20 protein-coding genes are annotated in these 16,334 nt (G+C 69.0%); all 20 read right to left on the reverse strand.

The window, feature by feature from the left end; all coding sequences use genetic code 11:
• Nucleotides 1–247 precede the first annotated feature (247 nt).
• Nucleotides 248–844, reverse strand: coding sequence for a hypothetical protein (locus GTZ93_RS24560; RefSeq protein WP_126936331.1), 597 nt, complete (start codon nt 842–844; stop codon nt 248–250).
• A gap of 94 nt (nt 845–938) precedes the next feature.
• On the reverse strand, nt 939–1,415 hold the full coding sequence (locus tag GTZ93_RS24565; protein WP_120580928.1) for a SycD/LcrH family type III secretion system chaperone: 477 nt from the start codon (nt 1,413–1,415) through the stop codon (nt 939–941).
• Nucleotides 1,416–1,418: 3 nt separating this feature from the next.
• Nucleotides 1,419–1,901, reverse strand: a complete 483-nt coding sequence (locus GTZ93_RS24570) for a hypothetical protein (RefSeq protein WP_120580929.1) — start codon at nt 1,899–1,901, stop codon at nt 1,419–1,421.
• A gap of 46 nt (nt 1,902–1,947) precedes the next feature.
• Nucleotides 1,948–2,229: an EscU/YscU/HrcU family type III secretion system export apparatus switch protein gene (locus GTZ93_RS24575; protein WP_120580930.1), complete on the reverse strand. Its 282-nt coding sequence runs from the start codon at nt 2,227–2,229 to the stop codon at nt 1,948–1,950.
• 10 nt (nt 2,230–2,239) lie between these two features.
• A complete protein-coding gene (gene sctU, locus GTZ93_RS24580; protein ID WP_120580931.1) occupies nt 2,240–3,322 on the reverse strand; it encodes a type III secretion system export apparatus subunit SctU in 1,083 nt (360 codons plus the stop codon).
• A 28-nt stretch (nt 3,323–3,350) separates the two neighbouring features.
• Complete coding sequence (locus GTZ93_RS24585) at nt 3,351–4,169, reverse strand: flagellar biosynthetic protein FliR (RefSeq protein WP_120580932.1); 819 nt, start codon at nt 4,167–4,169, stop codon at nt 3,351–3,353.
• The gene (sctS, locus tag GTZ93_RS24590; RefSeq protein WP_120528175.1) at nt 4,166–4,432 is read right to left on the reverse strand and encodes a type III secretion system export apparatus subunit SctS; all 267 of its coding nucleotides are present in this window, start codon (nt 4,430–4,432) and stop codon (nt 4,166–4,168) included. Before sctS ends, GTZ93_RS24585 begins: the two co-directional genes overlap by 4 nt.
• Nucleotides 4,433–4,448: 16 nt before the next feature.
• Nucleotides 4,449–5,273, reverse strand: coding sequence for a type III secretion system export apparatus subunit SctR (gene sctR, locus GTZ93_RS24595; protein ID WP_120580933.1), 825 nt, complete (start codon nt 5,271–5,273; stop codon nt 4,449–4,451).
• A 10-nt stretch (nt 5,274–5,283) separates the two neighbouring features.
• Nucleotides 5,284–5,967 (reverse strand): flagellar biosynthetic protein FliO, encoded by a 684-nt coding sequence (locus tag GTZ93_RS24600; protein ID WP_139922000.1) that lies wholly within the window; start codon nt 5,965–5,967, stop codon nt 5,284–5,286.
• Nucleotides 5,968–6,069: 102 nt separating this feature from the next.
• Nucleotides 6,070–7,437, reverse strand: a complete 1,368-nt coding sequence (gene sctQ, locus GTZ93_RS24605; protein WP_161663031.1) for a type III secretion system cytoplasmic ring protein SctQ — start codon at nt 7,435–7,437, stop codon at nt 6,070–6,072.
• Complete coding sequence (locus GTZ93_RS24610; protein ID WP_120580840.1) at nt 7,434–8,339, reverse strand: flagellar hook-length control protein FliK; 906 nt, start codon at nt 8,337–8,339, stop codon at nt 7,434–7,436. The genes sctQ and GTZ93_RS24610 overlap by 4 nt, the downstream gene beginning before the upstream one ends.
• Nucleotides 8,340–8,375: 36 nt before the next feature.
• Nucleotides 8,376–8,864 carry a flagellar assembly protein FliH gene (locus GTZ93_RS24615; protein ID WP_120580839.1) on the reverse strand — a complete coding sequence of 163 codons (489 nt, stop codon included), beginning with the start codon at nt 8,862–8,864 and terminating at the stop codon, nt 8,376–8,378.
• 53 nt (nt 8,865–8,917) lie between these two features.
• A complete protein-coding gene (sctN, locus tag GTZ93_RS24620; protein WP_120580838.1) occupies nt 8,918–10,231 on the reverse strand; it encodes a type III secretion system ATPase SctN in 1,314 nt (437 codons plus the stop codon).
• A gap of 44 nt (nt 10,232–10,275) precedes the next feature.
• Nucleotides 10,276–10,953, reverse strand: a complete 678-nt coding sequence (locus GTZ93_RS24625) for a FliH/SctL family protein (RefSeq protein WP_139922313.1) — start codon at nt 10,951–10,953, stop codon at nt 10,276–10,278.
• 24 nt (nt 10,954–10,977) lie between these two features.
• Nucleotides 10,978–13,068 (reverse strand): hypothetical protein, encoded by a 2,091-nt coding sequence (locus GTZ93_RS24630; RefSeq protein WP_139922311.1) that lies wholly within the window; start codon nt 13,066–13,068, stop codon nt 10,978–10,980.
• 113 nt (nt 13,069–13,181) lie between these two features.
• Nucleotides 13,182–14,003 (reverse strand): type III secretion protein, encoded by an 822-nt coding sequence (locus GTZ93_RS24635; RefSeq protein WP_120580835.1) that lies wholly within the window; start codon nt 14,001–14,003, stop codon nt 13,182–13,184.
• 109 nt (nt 14,004–14,112) lie between these two features.
• A complete protein-coding gene (locus tag GTZ93_RS24640; protein ID WP_120563422.1) occupies nt 14,113–14,532 on the reverse strand; it encodes an ATP-dependent helicase HrpB in 420 nt (139 codons plus the stop codon).
• A 22-nt stretch (nt 14,533–14,554) separates the two neighbouring features.
• Entirely contained in the window at nt 14,555–15,391 is an 837-nt protein-coding gene (locus GTZ93_RS24645) for a sigma-70 family RNA polymerase sigma factor (protein ID WP_120580834.1), read from the reverse strand.
• A 9-nt stretch (nt 15,392–15,400) separates the two neighbouring features.
• Nucleotides 15,401–15,796, reverse strand: a complete 396-nt coding sequence (locus GTZ93_RS24650; RefSeq protein WP_120580833.1) for a hypothetical protein — start codon at nt 15,794–15,796, stop codon at nt 15,401–15,403.
• 26 nt (nt 15,797–15,822) lie between these two features.
• Nucleotides 15,823–16,257, reverse strand: coding sequence for a tetratricopeptide repeat protein (locus GTZ93_RS24655; protein ID WP_120530743.1), 435 nt, complete (start codon nt 16,255–16,257; stop codon nt 15,823–15,825).
• Between the last annotated feature and the right edge of the window lie 77 nt (nt 16,258–16,334).

A 16,334-nucleotide genomic window follows, 5' to 3' on the forward strand; every position in this document is an offset into this window, starting at 1 on the left:
AAGCCCTTCTGCTCGGCCGGGGCGGCGTCGATCATCTTGTCCATCGCCGTGCCGGTGGTGTTCTTCGCGGTGTTCACTGCCGTGTTGAAGACGTCGATCGTGGCCATGAGAGTGTCTCCGGGTCCTGCGAGATGGGTTCGTGCGGCACCAGCTACAAAAGGATTATCGGTGAGGGGGGGCGGGAGTTTCCTGGGAATTTCCCGGGATCATTTTTTCCCGGCTCCCCGCCTCGGTACCACGGGCTGGATCAGCCCTTCAGCTTGCCCAGGGCCGGGTTCTTCATCCAGGCCTTGAAGGAATCCAGCTGCTGCTGCGACTCGGCGCGGGGGTCCGCCGGCTTCGCGGTGCCGGGCAGCGAGTCCTCGCGGGTCAGCGCGATCTTGGGGCGGCTGGAGTTCTCGAAACCATCCGACGTCTTGTGCCCACCCGCGCCGCGAGCAGGAGCCGCGGGGGCCGCCGGCGCGGCGACCGGGGGCGTCACGGCGAACTTGGCGCCCAGCTCCGGGTTCATCTCCATCACGGCGCTCTGGATGGTCATGCCGTAGGTGCTGATGCGGTACTGTAGGTACTCCACCACGTGCCCGAGGATGGCCGGGGGCGGAAGGATGGGGTCCTTCATGAAGCGGTTCAGCGAATCCGTGACGTCCTTGTACATCCCCTCATCCAGCGGCGTGCCGGGGGCCGACGCGGCGACCAGCTTGCGCATGTTGCGCACCACCTGGAGGAAGGTGCCCTGGGCCGTCTTGCCCTGGACATCCAGCTCCGCCAGCAGCTTGTCGCGCTTCTCCTTCAGCTCCGGCGGCTCCGGGGGCAGCGGAAGCTGTGTCTTGGGGGGGGTGCTCATGAACCGCTCCATCGGTTGAGGTGAATGAATCCAGCCTACCAGAGATTACGGGGCTTCCAGCCAACGCGCCAGGAGACGGGTCCCACCCCGAGGATCAGCGCCGGGTAAGGGCGGTGACCATGGCGCCAGCCTTGCGTACCACCGGATCATCCGCCGGGGGCATGGCCGCCGCGCGGCGCAGGTCCTCCAGGGCCTGGGGCTTCTGTCCCATGGCCAACTTCACCTCCGCGCGGCCCACGTAGACGGACGGGTCCTGGGGGGCCAGCTTGGCGGCCACGTCGAAGGCGGCGAGCGCGCCCTGCCCGTTTCCGGCGGCCATCTCCACCACGCCGAGCGCCTTGGCGAAGTACACGTCCGTGGGGTTGATGGCGTAGAGGCCCTGGAAGAGCGTGCGCGCCTCCGCCAGCCGGCCCTGGTAGAAGAAGAAGTAGGCCGTCTTGGCGATGGCGTACAGCTCGTCGTTGGAATAGCCGCGCACCTCGCGGAGCGTGGCCTTGCCCTCCGCCCAACGCTGCAGGAGCGCGGTGAGCTTCGCCTCGTCCTGCGGATCTTCCGGGTCCAGCGCCGCCATGGGTCAGTAGCCCTCGTCCTTCTGCTCTTCCCACATGCGGCGGATGATCTCCTGCGACTCCGCGCTCACCTGATCCACCAGGCCCAGCATCGCGGACTCGCGCTGCAACAGGGCCTTGAGGCGCTCCAGGCGCTCCGGGGGCGCGTTCACCTTGGACAGGCCGCGCTCCAGCATCCGGCGCTGCCCGTCGTCCCCGCGGCCCGCGACGCTGGCCAGGTGCGGCCGGTCGCTGAAGCCCTCCAGGTCCGCGTCGTGACCGCCCGGGTGGGGCGGCAGGGGCAACCGGAGCTCTTCCGACGAGTGCGCCGGACCGATGAAGTCCAGGAGCGCCGCGGAGGGCATCGACGGGTTCTTGATGTTGCCCGCCTTGCGCAGCTTCTTCGCCCGGTCCAGCTGGGACGGGTCCACCAGCCGCTCGCGGACACTGCGGGGACCTCCCCAGGGCCAAAGCGCGGTGCTGGGGGGCTGATTGTTGATTCTGGCCATGGTGGCCCGACTTCAATACAGGTGGGGGCCCCGCGTCCAGCCCCCTTCAGCGCCCGCCTGCATGCTCCCGCTGGAGCGCGTAGACGAAGTTCAGCACTTCCGCGACCGCGTCGTAGAGCTCTTCCGGGACTTCCTGCCCCACGTCCACCCGGTACAGGGCGTGCGCCAGGGACACGTTGCGCATCACCGGGATGCCGTACTGCTTGGCGATCTCCCGGATCTTCTCCGCCTTGAGGCGCATCCCCTTCGCCACCACGCGCGGGGCACCGTCCGCCTTGGTGTCGTACTTGATGGCGATGGCGATGTCCGCCTCTTCGTCGCTGGCCATGGCCTCCTCCTCAGGCGCGCGCAGGCGGCGCCGCGTTCTGCTGTTGCTTGAGCCCGTAGACGAAGTTCAGCACCTCGGCGACCGCGTCGTAGAGCTCCTCCGGGACTTCCTCGCCCACCTCCACGCGCAGGAGCGCGTGCGCCAGGGGGACGTTGCGCAGCAGGGGGACGTCCGCCTCGCGCGCCAGCGCCTTGATGCGCTCCGCCTTGGCGTCCATGCCCTTCACCAGCACCCGCGGCGCCCCGTCCTTGTTCTGGTCGTACATCAGCGCCACCGCGACGTGGTCCGGGTTGGTGACGATGACGCTCGCGTCCTTCACGGCCTCCATCTGGGCCCCCTCCATGATCTCATGGTGGAGCTCCTTGCGCTTGGCCTTGTGGTGCGGGTCGCCTTCGCTCTGCTTGTACTCCTTCTTGACCTCCTCCTTCGTCATCATCATGTCCTTCATGAACGACTTGCGCTGCCACCACACGTCGAACACGCCGAAGATGACGAAGAGCATCACGATGCGCACGCAGACCCGGTAGAGGATCTCCCCCATGATGGCCATGATGCCGTGCGTGTCCTGGCGCACCGTTTCGATGACCAGGGGCATCGAGTCCCGCACCACGCCGGTGACGACGTAGGCGGCGACGGAAATCTTGATGAGGTTCTTGAGCAGTTCCACGAAGGACTTCTTCGAGAACATGTTCTTCAACCCCGCGATGGGGTTGAGCTTGTCGAACTTCGGGATGAGCGGGTCGATGGTGAAGAGCGACCCCACCTGAAGGAAGTCCATCAGCCCGCCCAGCACCGCCGCGCCCGCAACGATGGGCACCGTCAGGAGCAGCAGCGTACGCAGGCCCATGATGAGCAGCTGCGTCGTCGCCAGCCCCAGGTCCTGCGAGTGGGCGATGGCATCGAAGCTGAAGCGGAAGAGCGTGGAGATCTCCCTCTCCACGGTGTCCCAGGTGCCCTTGACGATGCCCAGGCCCGCGACGAGCACGGCCACGCCCGTCAGGTCCTTGCTCTTCCAGGTCTGACCCTTCTTGCGCGCGTCGTCGAGCTTCTTATGCGACGGTTCTTCTGTTTTGTCGCCACTCTCGTCCGACATGGAGGAATCCCGGGAGGCTTGAGCCGGCTCAGGCCAGCATCTGGATGGCGTGCTGGAACATGCGGAGCATGTTGACCAGCTCCTGCTGCATGCGGCCAATCACGACATGGATGGCGATGAACATGATCAACACGCCCACCAGCGGCTTGAGCGACATGGAGATGAAGAACACCTGGATCTGCGGCGCGACGCGGTTGATGGCGCCCAGGGACAGGTCGGTGACGAACGCGGCCACCATGCCGGGGCCGGCCAGCGCCAGGCTGATCTTCAACAGGTCCGCGAAGGAGCGGATCATCAGGTCGAAGAAGGGCCACACGCCGCGGCTGAAGCGCGGGAAGCCCTCCAGCGGCACGATGGCGAGGCTGTCTCCGAGCGCCCGGATGATGATGTGGTGCCCGTCCAGCGACAGGAACAGCACCACGCACAGCTGCACCTTGAGGCTGGAGAAGAGCGACACCTGCGTGCCCAGCTGCGGCACGTAGAGCTGGGCGTTGTTGCTGCCCGACATGGTGTCCATCAGCGTGCCGGCCACGCGGGCCGCGTCGAACACCATGTTGACGATGTACGACAGCGCCACGCCGATGAAGACCTCCTTGAGCAACAGCCCGATGTACGGGAGCGCGCTCAGGGGAATCCGGTCCATCCGGTCCGCGACGGACGGGAAGAGCACCGCGGACACCATCAGGCCCAGGCCCAGCTTCATCTCCGAGGGAACGACCTCGCCGCCCAGGAACGGGCTGAAGATGAGGATGGGCATCACGCGGCACATGATGAGTGCCATCGTGAAGATGGTGACCGACAGGTTGACCCGAGCACCCAGCTCGGCCATCACTTCGCCGATGTTCATCTGCCGATGAGCGCCGGAAACCGGTCGAAGACGTGGAAGGTGAAGCGCAGGAGCTGACCGCCAATCCACGGGCCCGTCATGGCCAGCACGCCGAAGACGAGGACGACCTTGGGCGCGAACGAGAGCGTCTGCTCTTGAATCTGCGTGGTGGCCTGGAACAGCGAGACGAGGAAGCCCACCAGGAGGCTCATGAGCACCGGCGGCGCGGAGACCACGAGCACCAGGAACAGCGCCTCCTGGGTGATGAACGTGAGCTGATTCATGGAAGTACGGGGCTCCTTACAGGTAGCCGATGACCAGGCCCTTGGCGATGAGGTACCAGCCGTCCACGAGCACGAACAACAAGAGCTTGAAGGGCATGGAGATGGTCGTGGGCGACAGCATGTGCATGCCCAGCGCCAGCAGGATGTTGGCCACCACCATGTCGATGACGATGAAGGGCACGAACAAGAGGAAGCCAATCTGGAAGGCCTCCTTCAGCTCGGACACGACGAAGGCCGGGACGATGACCATGAAGTCTTTCGGGCCAATGTCCTTGCGGTCCTCCTCCTTCCGCATCTTCTTCGCCAGGCTGTAGAAGAGCGTGCGGTCCTTGTTGGTGACCTTCTTCATCAGGAAGTCGCGCAGGGGCTCCTTGGACTTGTCCGCGGCCCCCAGCATCGTGCCCACCGTTTCAGAGGAGAAGACGGACGTCCCGCGGGACCAGATGTCGATGCCGCCCGCCCGGTACATCTCCTGGCCCACGGGAGCCATGATGTAGACGGTGAGGATGATGGCCAGGCCGGTGATGACCTGGGTGGGGGGAATCTGCTGGGTGCCCAGCGCCGAGCGGACGATGGAGAGCACCACCGAAATCTTCACGAAGCTGGTCACCATCATCAGCGCGAACGGGACCAGGGACATGGCCGCGAGCGCGAGGATGAGGATGAGCGGACGGGAGGTGAAGGAGTCGGAGCTCACCGCCTCCTTGACCATTTCATCCGGCATCGAGTCGCCGCCCTTCTTCGCCGCGGACGCGACGAAGGGGTGCAGCGACACGAGGGCCGCGAAGAGCCAGGGCGGAGCGCGGAACAGCAGCGGGCGAGCGGGAGACGAACGGTTCACGTGACGGCCTTCAGACGCCCGGCGGCGGCGTGGTGCCACCGGTCCGGCGGGAGAGGAGCTTCTGGAGGAAAGGACTCAGGGACACCGGCGACGACGGCGGACGCGCGGCGCGGATGCGCTCCACGGCGTCGCGGTCCAGCTTCGAAACCAGTTGCACGCCACCCTCGCCGCCACCCACCAGCAGGTACTCGTCCGCGGCCTTCAGGACGAAGAGCGTGCGCCGTTGATCCAACGGGATGCGCTCCATCACCGACACCACCGACGCCTTGCCCACGGGCACGCCCTGCAGGCCCATCAGCCGGCGCAGGCCCACGTTGAGCGTGAGGTAGATGGCCGCGAGCACCGCGCCCAGCAGCGCCACCGTGCGCACCACCACCCAGCCCAGGCTCTCCTGCGCTTCTCCGCCTTCGGCCTCGGAGACGCCCAGCTCGCGGTCCAATTCGTCCGCGTGGCGCTTCGCGCGGGCCGCGCTGTCGCCCGAGGCAGCCGGGGCCTCCACTGGGGCCTGAGCTGGAGCCTGTACGGCGGCCGCGTCCTTCGCGGGCGCCAGAGCGGCGGGGGCCTGGGGGGCCGGTGCCGCCACGGAGGCGTCAGGCGTGGAGACCGCGGGCGCCTGCGCCAGGACGGCGGGCGACGCGAAGAGCAGCGCGGCGCCGAGCAACAGGCGCGAGGAAGAGAGACCGAGGACCGCCATGGATGGGCGCGAGCCTAGTGCACCCGAGTCAGGACCGCCACGGGCCCGGGCACGACCACGCCCCCCTGCCCGCCTGCCTTGTGACGCATGGGCGCAAACGCTTCAGCTCAGGTGGATGATGCGCACCCCGAGCTGGCCCTCCAGCTCCACGAGCTCGCCCCGGGCCACCACCTTGCCGTTCACCGACAGGTCCACGGGCTCACCCGCCCCACGGCGCAGGTCGATGACCTGGCCTGTGCGCAGGCCCACCACCTGTTCGGCCGTGATGGGCACGCGCGCCAGCTCCACCGCCACCTGCAGGGGCAGGTCGCTGAGCAGATCGCTTCCGTCCTTGTCGTCCAATGCCGCCCCTTCGAGTTCCGGAGGAACGCCCAGCTCCGGGTTGGTGAAGTCCTCGTTGTCTTCCGACCCGCCCCCGGACTCCCCACCCTGCGGGTTGCCCGGCTCCCCGGGGATGATGTCCGTGATGCGCGCCCGGTAGCGGCCGTGCTCCACGGACACGTCCGCCAGGAAGTGGCCGGTGCGCCCCAGGCCCAGCCGCAGCTGCGCCGTGCCGGGCTCGCCCCGGTCCGGCCGCGCCGACAGCATGTCCAGGAGCAGCACGTCCTTGACGCGCAGGGACGCCAGGTCCTGGGCGGACAGCTCCGCCACGCCAATCTCCGCGCGCAGCCAGTCGCGCAGCGCGGACAGGCGCCGGCCGTTCGCCTTCATGTCCTGACGGCGGTGGTCGCGCCGCTGGGCGCTCTCCACCGCGGGTTCCGCCGCTTCCAGCACCGCCGACGGCACCACCAGCCGCACGATGCCGCGGTGCGAGCCCAGCACCGCGTTCAGGTGCACCGCCAGCATCGGGCCGTCCTCGCCCAGGCGGGCGGAGACTTCATCCACGCCGCGCGCCACGCCGTCCAGCCGGGGCCGGGGAACGCCCGGCTGCAGCCCGGGCACCAGCTCCTTCAGGGCCTCCAGGACGACGTAGCCCATCACGCCCTCCTCGATGTCCGTCAGGGGGCGCAGGCCCACCGTCTCACCGGCGCCGCCCAAGAGCAGGTCCACCGCCGAGTGCGCCAGCGACAGCTCGATTTCGAGGATGACCCGGCCCTTGAGCGCGCCGGGGGCCAGCACCGCCAGGAAGGACGGGTCCCCCAGGAAGCGGCGCAGCTCCGTCATGGGGCGCGCCTGGGCGGACTCCACCGACAGGCGCACGTCCACGTCGAAGAGGGCCTTGAGGCGCGCGCAGACCGTCTCCAGCGTGCCCGCGTTGGGCGTCAGCCAACGCATCCGCTCCGCCAGCTGGCCCTGCGTGCGCGACACCTTCTCCAGGTTCGTGAACGCGAACTTCCGCCACGGTGACACCGGGGCCGGCGCGGGGGCCGGGGCTTGCGCGGACTTCGGGGGCGGGGGTCCCAGCTTCCGGGTGTCGACCAACATGGTGCGCTCAAAGACTCCGGGCTCGTCGTCCGGCTCCAGGCTCATGTCTTCGCCTCGAACCTCAGATTTTCAAGCGCCAGCCCCCGGCCACCCAGGGCGCTGCGCAGGCCGTCGCTCTGCTCTTCCAGCATCTTCAAGGTGTCGCGGTCGTTGCCGCTGAAGACGGCGGAAATCTTTCCGTTCTTCGCGCTGACCTTGATGGACAGGCCGTTGAGCACGTCACCGCGCAGGTCGATCTGGAACTCCGCGTTGCCCGCGGCGTTGGTGCCCACGCGCACGCGCTCGACGATCTTCTGGGCGATCTCGTTCGCCATGGCGCGCAGCCGCTCGGAGCCCGCGGTGTCCTTGGGCTTGGCCACCGGCACCGGCGCCATCAGCGCGGGGTTGAAGCGGAAGCCCGCGCCGGCCATCTGCGCGCCCTTGTCGTCCTTCTCCTTGCTGCCCCCGCCGCCCGCGCCCTTACCACCGCCGGCGTTGACGTCGATCTTCAGCTCGCCCTTCTCCTGGCTCAGCCGGCCGGCCTGACCTTCGGCCTTGTTCATGTCGCCTTCGCGGACGTCCGTGGAGCGCTTCTCCTCCACGACCTCCGACTTGCGGGCCTCGCCGCCCTTGGACAGGCCCTGCGACTCGCTGTTGCGCTGGGACTGCTGGGCGCCCTGGGTGGACTCCCCGGGCCTGGCGAAGGCGGTCTCCTTCTGGGCCAGCTTCTCGTCGAAGGTCTTGCCCTGTCCCTGCGCCAGGCGCGCCAGCACCTGCTTGCCCAGGGGCTGCTTCAGCTCCTGCGCCTGCTTGGGCTGGGCCTGTTCGGCCTGTCCCTGCTGGACCAGCTTGGAGAAGACGGACTCGCCCTGCACGCGCTTCTGGGTCTTCGCCTCCGCGAGCTTGCGCTCCTGGATCATCCGCTCCGCCAAGCGCGCGGCATCACGATCGTCATCAACTCGGCTCATGGCGTTTCTCCAGATACAGCGGAAGGCGGCGGGAGGTTACTTGCGCTGGCGGGCCAGGAACAAGGCGCTGCCGATCTCCTCCTGGCCCAACTCCTCCCGATCCTCGCGTTCCTTCTTCACCTGCTTGACGAACTTCTCCTTGTTCTTCTCGATGGCCTTGAGCTCCTTGGCGGCCTCGGCCATCAGCATGCGGCGCTGCTCCACCAGGCGGCCCGCCGTCCGGACGACCTCCTTCTGGTGCTCGATCTGGAGGGCGACCTGGGCTTCGTCGTCCTTCAGACGCTGCTCGAAGCGGCCCATCATGTTCATGCCGTTGATGCCGGCGCCCTTGGCCATGATCTGCTGGAAGTACTCCTGGACCTTGGCCTTGCGCTCCTTGCGGCGGCGCTCCAGCTCCGCCTCCAGGCGCTTCTGTTCCTGCTCTTCCTTCGCCAGCGCCTTGACGGCGTCCGAGAAGGCCTGTTCGGCCTCCTCCTTCGCCTTCTCACGCATGTCCAGCAACACCTGCAACCGGTACGGGGGCATGGTCGGGCCATCCTACCCGGAAACGGCCCGTCCACGCGCCTCCCCCGGAGGCATCAGTCCTCGAAGAGGGCGATGAGCTGCTCCACGGTCTCCTCGTACGGGGAGTTGGAGTGGGTGTCCTGCTTGAGGAAGTCGATGATGGCGTCGTACTTCTCGATGGCGTAGTCCGTCCTGGGGTCCGCGCCGGCCTGGTAGGCACCCAGCAGGATGAGGTCGCGCTGCTTCTCGTAGGTGGAGAGCGTCTCGCGCAGCTTGCCGGCGGCCTTCTTGTGTTCCTTGCTGACGATGCCGCTCATCACACGGCTGAGGCTCTGGAGCACGTCCATGGCCGGCCACTGGTTTCGCGCGCCCAGTTCACGGTTGAGGATGAAGTGGCCGTCGAGAATACCGCGGACCTCGTCGGCGATCGGATCTTCCATGTCACCGCCGGCCACGAGGCAGGTGTAGATGGCGGTACACTTGCCCTTCGCCGAGTTGCCCGTGCGCTCGAGGATGCGCGGCAGCATGGAGAAGACGCTGGGTGGGTAGCCCTGACGCGCCGGGGGCTCGCCGATGGCGAGGCCGATGTCGCGCTGGGAGCGCGCCAGACGCGTCACCGTGTCGAGCATGAACAGCACATTGCCGCCGCGCTCACGGAAGTACTCCGCGATGGCCGTGGCGACGTAGGCGGCGCGCAGACGCACGAGGGCGGGCTGGTCGGACGTGGCGCACACCAGCACGGCGCGCTTCATGCCCTCCTCGCCCATGGCGTCCTCGATGAACTCGCGAACCTCGCGACCACGCTCGCCGATGAGCGCCACGACGCTGAGGTCTGCTTGCGTGTTGCGGGCAATCTGACCCATCAGCGTGGACTTGCCGACGCCGGAGCCGGCGAAGAGACCCACGCGCTGGCCCTCGCCCACGGTGAGAAGCCCGTCGATGCAGCGCACGCCCAGGGGCAGCGGCCGCTCGATGCGCTGACGGGTGAAGGGATCCGGGCAGTCGCGGTCCACGGGCCAGTCGATCAGGTTCTCCCCCTCCAGGGGCATGCCGTCCATGGGCTCGCCGATGCCGTTGAGCACGCGGCCCAGGAGCCCGTCGCCACACTTGATGGTGAGCGGACGGCCGGTGGGGATGCACTCGCTGTCCGGACCGATGCCGTACAGCTCGCCCAGGGGCATGAGCATCACCTCGTCGCCCACGAAGCCCACGACCTCCGACTTCATCAGGCCGCGCTGGCGGTTCTTGACGAGCACCAGCTCGCCGATGCGCACGTTGGGCACGCTCGCCTTGATGACGAGGCCCGTCAGCTCCGTGACGCGGCCGCGCACCCGGACGAGGGACGCTTCCTTGATGAGGTCGTAGTAGCGCGAAAGGTCGATGGCCATGACGGATTCCTGGAGGCTCTAGGGCGCGGCTGGGGCCAGCAGGCTCAGGGAGGGCCGCTCTTGCGCGCGGTGTCCGGCTGCAGGAGGTTCTGGAGCATCTCCAGCTGCGTGGGCAGCTGCGCGTCCACGGTGCCGAACTCCGTCTGGACGATGCAGCCCACGGGAGCGACCTCCGGGTCCTCCTTGATGGCCAGGTCCACCGTGCGGCCGATGAGCTCCATCAGCTGGGGGCGCTTGGCGCGCAGCACCGTGGCCGTCTTCGGGTGCACGCGCAGGATCATGGCGCGCGCGTTGCGGAGGTTGTCGATGGCCGCGGCGCACATGTCCACCAGCAGCTCCGGCTCGCGCTCCAGGTCGCGGCCGAGGATCTTCTCCGCCATCTTCAGCGCCAGCGAGATGATGTCCTGCTCCTGGGAGTTGAGCATCTCCCCGGCCTGTATCTTCGCGCGCAGGAGCAGCTCCGTGGCCTGGGCGATGCCTTCCTGACGGCCCAGGTCCTTCGCCTTGGCGAAGAGCTCCTCCTTCTCACGCTGGGCCTCGGCGAGGATGCGCTCACGCTCGCGCTGGGCGTCCTCGATGATGCCCTGGGCGCCCTGGCGCGCCTCGAAGACCTCGGCGTTCATCACGCCCGCGCGCGGCGGACGCAGCGCCGGCCGCTCGGACGTGGCGACGACCACCGACTCCGCCAACCCGTCCCCCTTGATTACCTTGCCGATCGCCATGCGCCGCTCCTTGGAGACCAGATGCTAGCGCGTTCCGCCGCGCGGTCCACGCCCTCCCGGGCCGCCCGCGTCATCCGGGCCCGGCCGGTCGGTGGGAGGCGGGCGCCGGCGGCCCACCTGCGTTCCCTCCGAGGACCGGGGCGAGGATGCCTGGCTGGAGAGCACGCGCGGGGGACGCTCCGGCTCGCCCCCCGGTTCGGGACGCGCCGCGGGACGGCTGCCCGTGCGCGAGCGCAGCACGCGGGCCCCATCAGCGGCTTCCCCGGAGGGTTCCGGGCGCCGGGGGGCGCGCTCCTCCGCGTCGGCGGGAGGCCGCGCGGGGCGCTCGGCCCGAACGGAGCGGCCTTCCGGCGCATCCGGCTCCGGCGGGCGTGTCGCACCGCGTGCCCCCAGCCGCGAGGGCGGGGGTCCAATGCGAGCGCCGTCTGGCTCCGGCCGGACGGGACGCGCGGGCCGGGCGCCCTCTGGATCACGGCGGCCGGGAATGGCCCCGGTGGACGCGCGGGGCGCGGGCCCCACCGACGAGCCCCGGTCCACCGGCATGCGGCGCATCTGGGAGCCGTTCGCATCCCCTTCCGGGGCCGCCATGGACGCGCGGGGCGGGGGTCCACGCTCGCGCTCCACCGGCATCCGGCGGATCTGCGAACCACCCGCCTCACCTTCCGGCGCCCCCATGGAGGCACGGGGCGCGGGCCCGCGCTCGCGCTCCACTGGCATCCGGCGCATCTTCGAACCGTTCGCGTCCCCTTCTGGCGAAGCCATGGACGCGCGGGGCGCGGGCCCCACCGACGAGCCCCGCTCCTCCCCTGGCGCCGGGCGCGGACGTCCGGCGGGGGGAGCCGCGCCCGGGCCCGCGTCACGGCTGGACGCAGCACCCGCGCGACGGGCCGCGCGCTCGGCCATGAAGTCGCGCTTGGCGCCCGCATCTGCGGACTCTCCGGCGGGAGGGGCTCCCCGCAGGGCCTTGGGGGCTCGGAGCGCGGGCGGGCGTGACGGATCCGGCGCGGTGGTGCGCAGGCCCTCGCGCGGCGCGGGTGCCGCCCCCGGACGGGCTCCCGGAGCCGCGGGGCGGGCTGCCGGAGCTTCGGGACGGGCTCCCGGGGCCGCGGGCGCGGGCTTCCGGGCCCCCGGCGGTGGAGGGAGCACGGCGGCGGGGCGCGGCGGCGTGATCAGCCGCACGGGCCGCTCGATGAGGCCGCGCACGGCCAGCCGCTCCAGGTCCATGACGATGTCGGTGCGTCCGCCATCGCCCCGGGCCGTCGGCCGCGAGCGCTCCTCGCGCACCCACTTCGCCACCAGGTGGCCGAACTCGCCGCGGTGCTTCTCCAGCATGCGCGCGGCGAACTCCGGGGACTGCGCCACGCACGCGCGCGCCAGCCGCTGCACGCCCGCGCTGCGGATGGCGCCGGCCAGCCGGTTGAAGCCCTCGTGCAGGTTGATCTGCGCGCGCGCGTCCTCTTCCGGGAGCTTGCGCGGCGCATTGGCCGCCACGGACTTGCTCATGAGCTGGAACAGGTCAGGAGGCAGCGACTCCATGAGGCCGTTCAGCTCTTCCTCGGGCAGGCCCGCCAGCGCCGGCCCAAGCACGCGCGCCCCCAGGCGGTCACTCACCGTGAGCAACTCACGCGTCTGGAGGTTGAGCACGTCCGCGAACTTGAAACCCGCGGACTGGCCTGCGGCCTCGCGCGACAGCGCCTCCTCCAGCTTCCAGCGGATGATGTCCAGGACCTGCGGCCGCACCTCGCGGGTGAGCTTCACGCGAGAGGGAGGCAGATGGCCGCGCACGGCCTCCGCCATGTTGCCGGGCAGCGCTCGCAGGGCGACTTCCACCAGGGCGCCGCGCTCGCGCTGGAGCAGCGCCGCCAGCCGCTCCGGATCCCCGGTCCACAGCTGGCCGCGCCGGTCCTTCATCAGGCGCTTGAGCTCCTGAACCACCGCGGGCAGGCGCTTCTCGCGCGGAATCTGGAGGATCTCCTGCGCGCGGTGGCGCAAGAGCGCGCCCTCCTCGTCCGGCAGGTGCTCCAGCGCCGCCATGCTCTCCTGGCCCCCGAAGGTGACCGCGGTGAGCAACATCATGGTCTGGCGCTTGCTGAGCGAGGTGAAGAAGGAATCCAACGGTCACCTCGCGGGCCCCCAGGTGGCCCGCTGAAGATGGAAGTCGTGTCCCCGGCCTGGAGGACACGTCCCGCGGTCCACCCCAGGAGGACCGCGGGAAGCGACGTGCAGCTCTAGCCCTCGCGACCGCCGCGCGCACGCGCGGGCCGCGCCGCCGCGGCGGGGGCAGCGCCACCCGAGCCACCGCGCATGAAGGTCCAACCGGTGAGGCCCATCATCGCCAGGATGAGCGCGAACGCACCGCCCAGGATCATCTTGAAGGTGCTCGCGCTGGCGGCCGTCATGCGCACGCCGAGCACGTCCTGCAGGCGGTTGGTCTCCGTGGTCTCCGCCGAGGGGGCCAGGGCCTCCGTCATCAGCACGGTGACGGCCTCCGGCTTGAGCTCCGCCACGGAGCTGGCGACGAACTGCTTCACCGCGTCCATCGTCACGGGGGGCTTGCCGCCCTCCACCGTGCGGTACTTGATGAACACGGAGGCCGACGGCATCGGCTTGTTCTCCGGCTGCGACAGGTCGTTGTTCTCCGGCACCATCACGATGGCGCGCGCCTCCAGCACGCCGTCGATCTGGTTGAGCGCGTTGGAGACCTCACCCGCCATGGCCTTGAGGAGCATGGCGCGCTCCTCCGTGGCGGTGGGCACCATGCTGCCCTTGGCGAAGTGGGACAGGCCCTTCTCCACCGGACGCGGCAGCGAGTTGCGCTTCAACAGCTCCGCGGCCTGCGCGGCGTCGCCCTTGGGGACGACGATGGTGAAGCGCACTTCGTTACCGCCCTCCGCCTTCTCTTTCTTGGAGTTGATGCCGTTCTTGCTGAGCAGGACGTAGATTTCATTCGCGTCCGCCTCCGTCAGCTCGTGCTGCAGCTCGATGGAGCAGCCGGTGAGGAACAGCAGGGCGAGGAGCGGGGCGGCGAAGACGGGCGTTCGGCGAGTCATGGGCGCGCTTAGCTTAACAGGGCCCTTGCAAAACGCGGAAGGGCGCCCCCTCCCGACTTTGGGAGGGACCGCCCTTCGCATGCCGCCATGGCCCGGCGGGGTGGGGACTTCAGACCTGCGTCTTGACGACGTCCTTCAGGCCGCTGGTGGCCTTCTCGACGACCTTCGACGTGAGATCCAACTCCTGCGAGTACTTGTACATGGACGCCTGGAGACCGAGCAGCTCGGCGTTGGACATGTTCTTGCCGGAGGAGGCCTCCTTGATCAGCTTGTCCATGCTGACCTGGCCCTTCTCCAGACCGGAGACGAGGTCGGACACCATGCCGCCCGACTTGGTCGTCTTGGAGGCTTCGGCCTTCGCGTCCACGGGCTCGGCGCCCTTGGCCGTGGCGGGCTGCTGGGCCGCGCCGCTCACCTTGTTCAGGTTGGCCTTCTCCGCCTTGTTGACGGTCTCCACCTGGCGGACGTTGTCCACCTTCTGGGTGGCCTGCGCGGCCTGGGCCTTGTTGACGTTCTGGGCGGCGTCCACCTGGCCGGCGCCCTGCGCCTTGTCAGCGAGAACTCCGTCGAACTTCGACGCGCCCGTCTTCTGAGTCTGCTGCGCGCCCTGGTCCTGCAGCTTTTGCTGCGCTACCTGTCCCGCGGAGATGCCGCTCATCGGAGCCGCCATGTGACACCCTCCTTGCATCCGTCGAGGGGGGAGGGAGTTCCTCCTCCTCGTTCAAGAGTTCCTTGAGCCGATCAATGGCCCGCGCATGTAGCCGCGACGCCCAGCTCTTCGACTGCCCGATTTCCGCTCCTGCCTCTTCCAGCGTGCGTCCCTGGAAGTAATAGCCCTGCAGGAGCTTGCGCTCTTTCTCCGGAAGCTTCTCGATGGCCGAGCGCACCCGGTTCTTCAACTGCTCCATCTCCAGGCGCTGATCCGCCGGGAGGGATTCATCCACGTAGCCCGCCGCCTCCGCCCCTTCCGCCCCCGCCGCGAAAACCGCCGCGAGGCCCGCCACGGCATCCGAGATGTCTCCAATATCATCGTCGAATGACGACCCGCGGTTGCTTGATCCCTGCTCGCGGTCCGCCAGATTTCCCAGATACGCCGTCGCGCGCTCGCCCTGATAGGCGGTGCGGGCGTCCGCGCCCCGCAAGACCCCCATCTTCCTCAGACCGTCGAAGATGGCGCCCTTGATGCGGTAGTGGGCAAAGGTGAGGAAGTTGGCGCCAACCTTGGGGTCGAAGCGCTCAGCGGCTTCCAGCAGACCGATTTGCCCATAGGCCAGCAGTTCATCCAGCTCCAGCTGGGCATTGAACTGCTTGCGCACGGTGGCCGCGAGCGACCGCACGTACGGGCCGTACTTCTCCAGGATGACCTTCCTGTCTTCACCCAGAGGCAAGCGGCGCGCTCACTCGGCCTTGGACCACAGCCGCTCGAGAACCTGGTTCAGCCGGGGATCATCCTGCAGGGCCCCGGCGATGCGGCCCGTGAGGGCAGCGGACTTCATGTTCAACTTCTCCTGCAACACTTCGGAGACGAGCGCCTTCGTCGCCTCTTCCTTGCTCTTGAAGCCCCCGTTCTTCAGCCGCTTGGCGATGGCGAGGGCCTGCGCCGCGATCGGATCCGTTGCCTGGGGGCCCTGGATGTTGCTGGAGCCTACCAGACCCGAAGGCCCGACGAGCGATTCCGTGCGATCCACCTTGCCGCCAAAGGACGCGCCGGCGGCACCCGACGGACCGGACGCCCCCTTCGCGCCGCCCGCGCGGCCCTTCCCACCCCCACGTCCAACTCCACCGACAGCCATCGACGTACCTCCTTCGCCTTCCGCGACTACTTCTTCGGCGGAGGCAGGGCCCCCGCTTCCTTCGCCTGGATGAGCGCCTGGGCCAGCTTCGCGCCGTCGCTTTCGGGCTCCAGGTCGATGGCGGCCTTCAGTTCCTTGAGGGCCTCCGGCACCTTGCCCATGAACAACAGCGCTTCACCCGCGTGTGCCCGGGGAAGTGACGACAGGGGCGCGAGCCGCTGGGCGACCCGGTAGGCCGCCAGGGCCTTGTCGTGCTTGCCCTGCGCGAACTCCACGGCGCCCAGACCAATCTGGGGCACCTCGCTCTTGGGCATCAGCGCGGCGGCACCGACGAAGACCTCCTTGGCCTTGTCGAAGTGCCCCATATCCAGCCACAGGTAGCCAGACTCCAGCAGGACCATGGCCGGCTGGCGCGCCAGGGGCACGAGGCTGTTGGCAATCTCCGAAGGGGTCTCCGCCATGGACGTCGCGCTGCCTTTCCTGTCGCCGGAAGCACGGAAGGCGGCCGTCGAGGGCCGCCTTCCTTGCACCGGTCAGA

Origin of the sequence: Corallococcus exiguus (genome assembly GCF_009909105.1) — a bacterium.
GTDB lineage: Bacteria > Myxococcota > Myxococcia > Myxococcales > Myxococcaceae > Corallococcus > Corallococcus exiguus.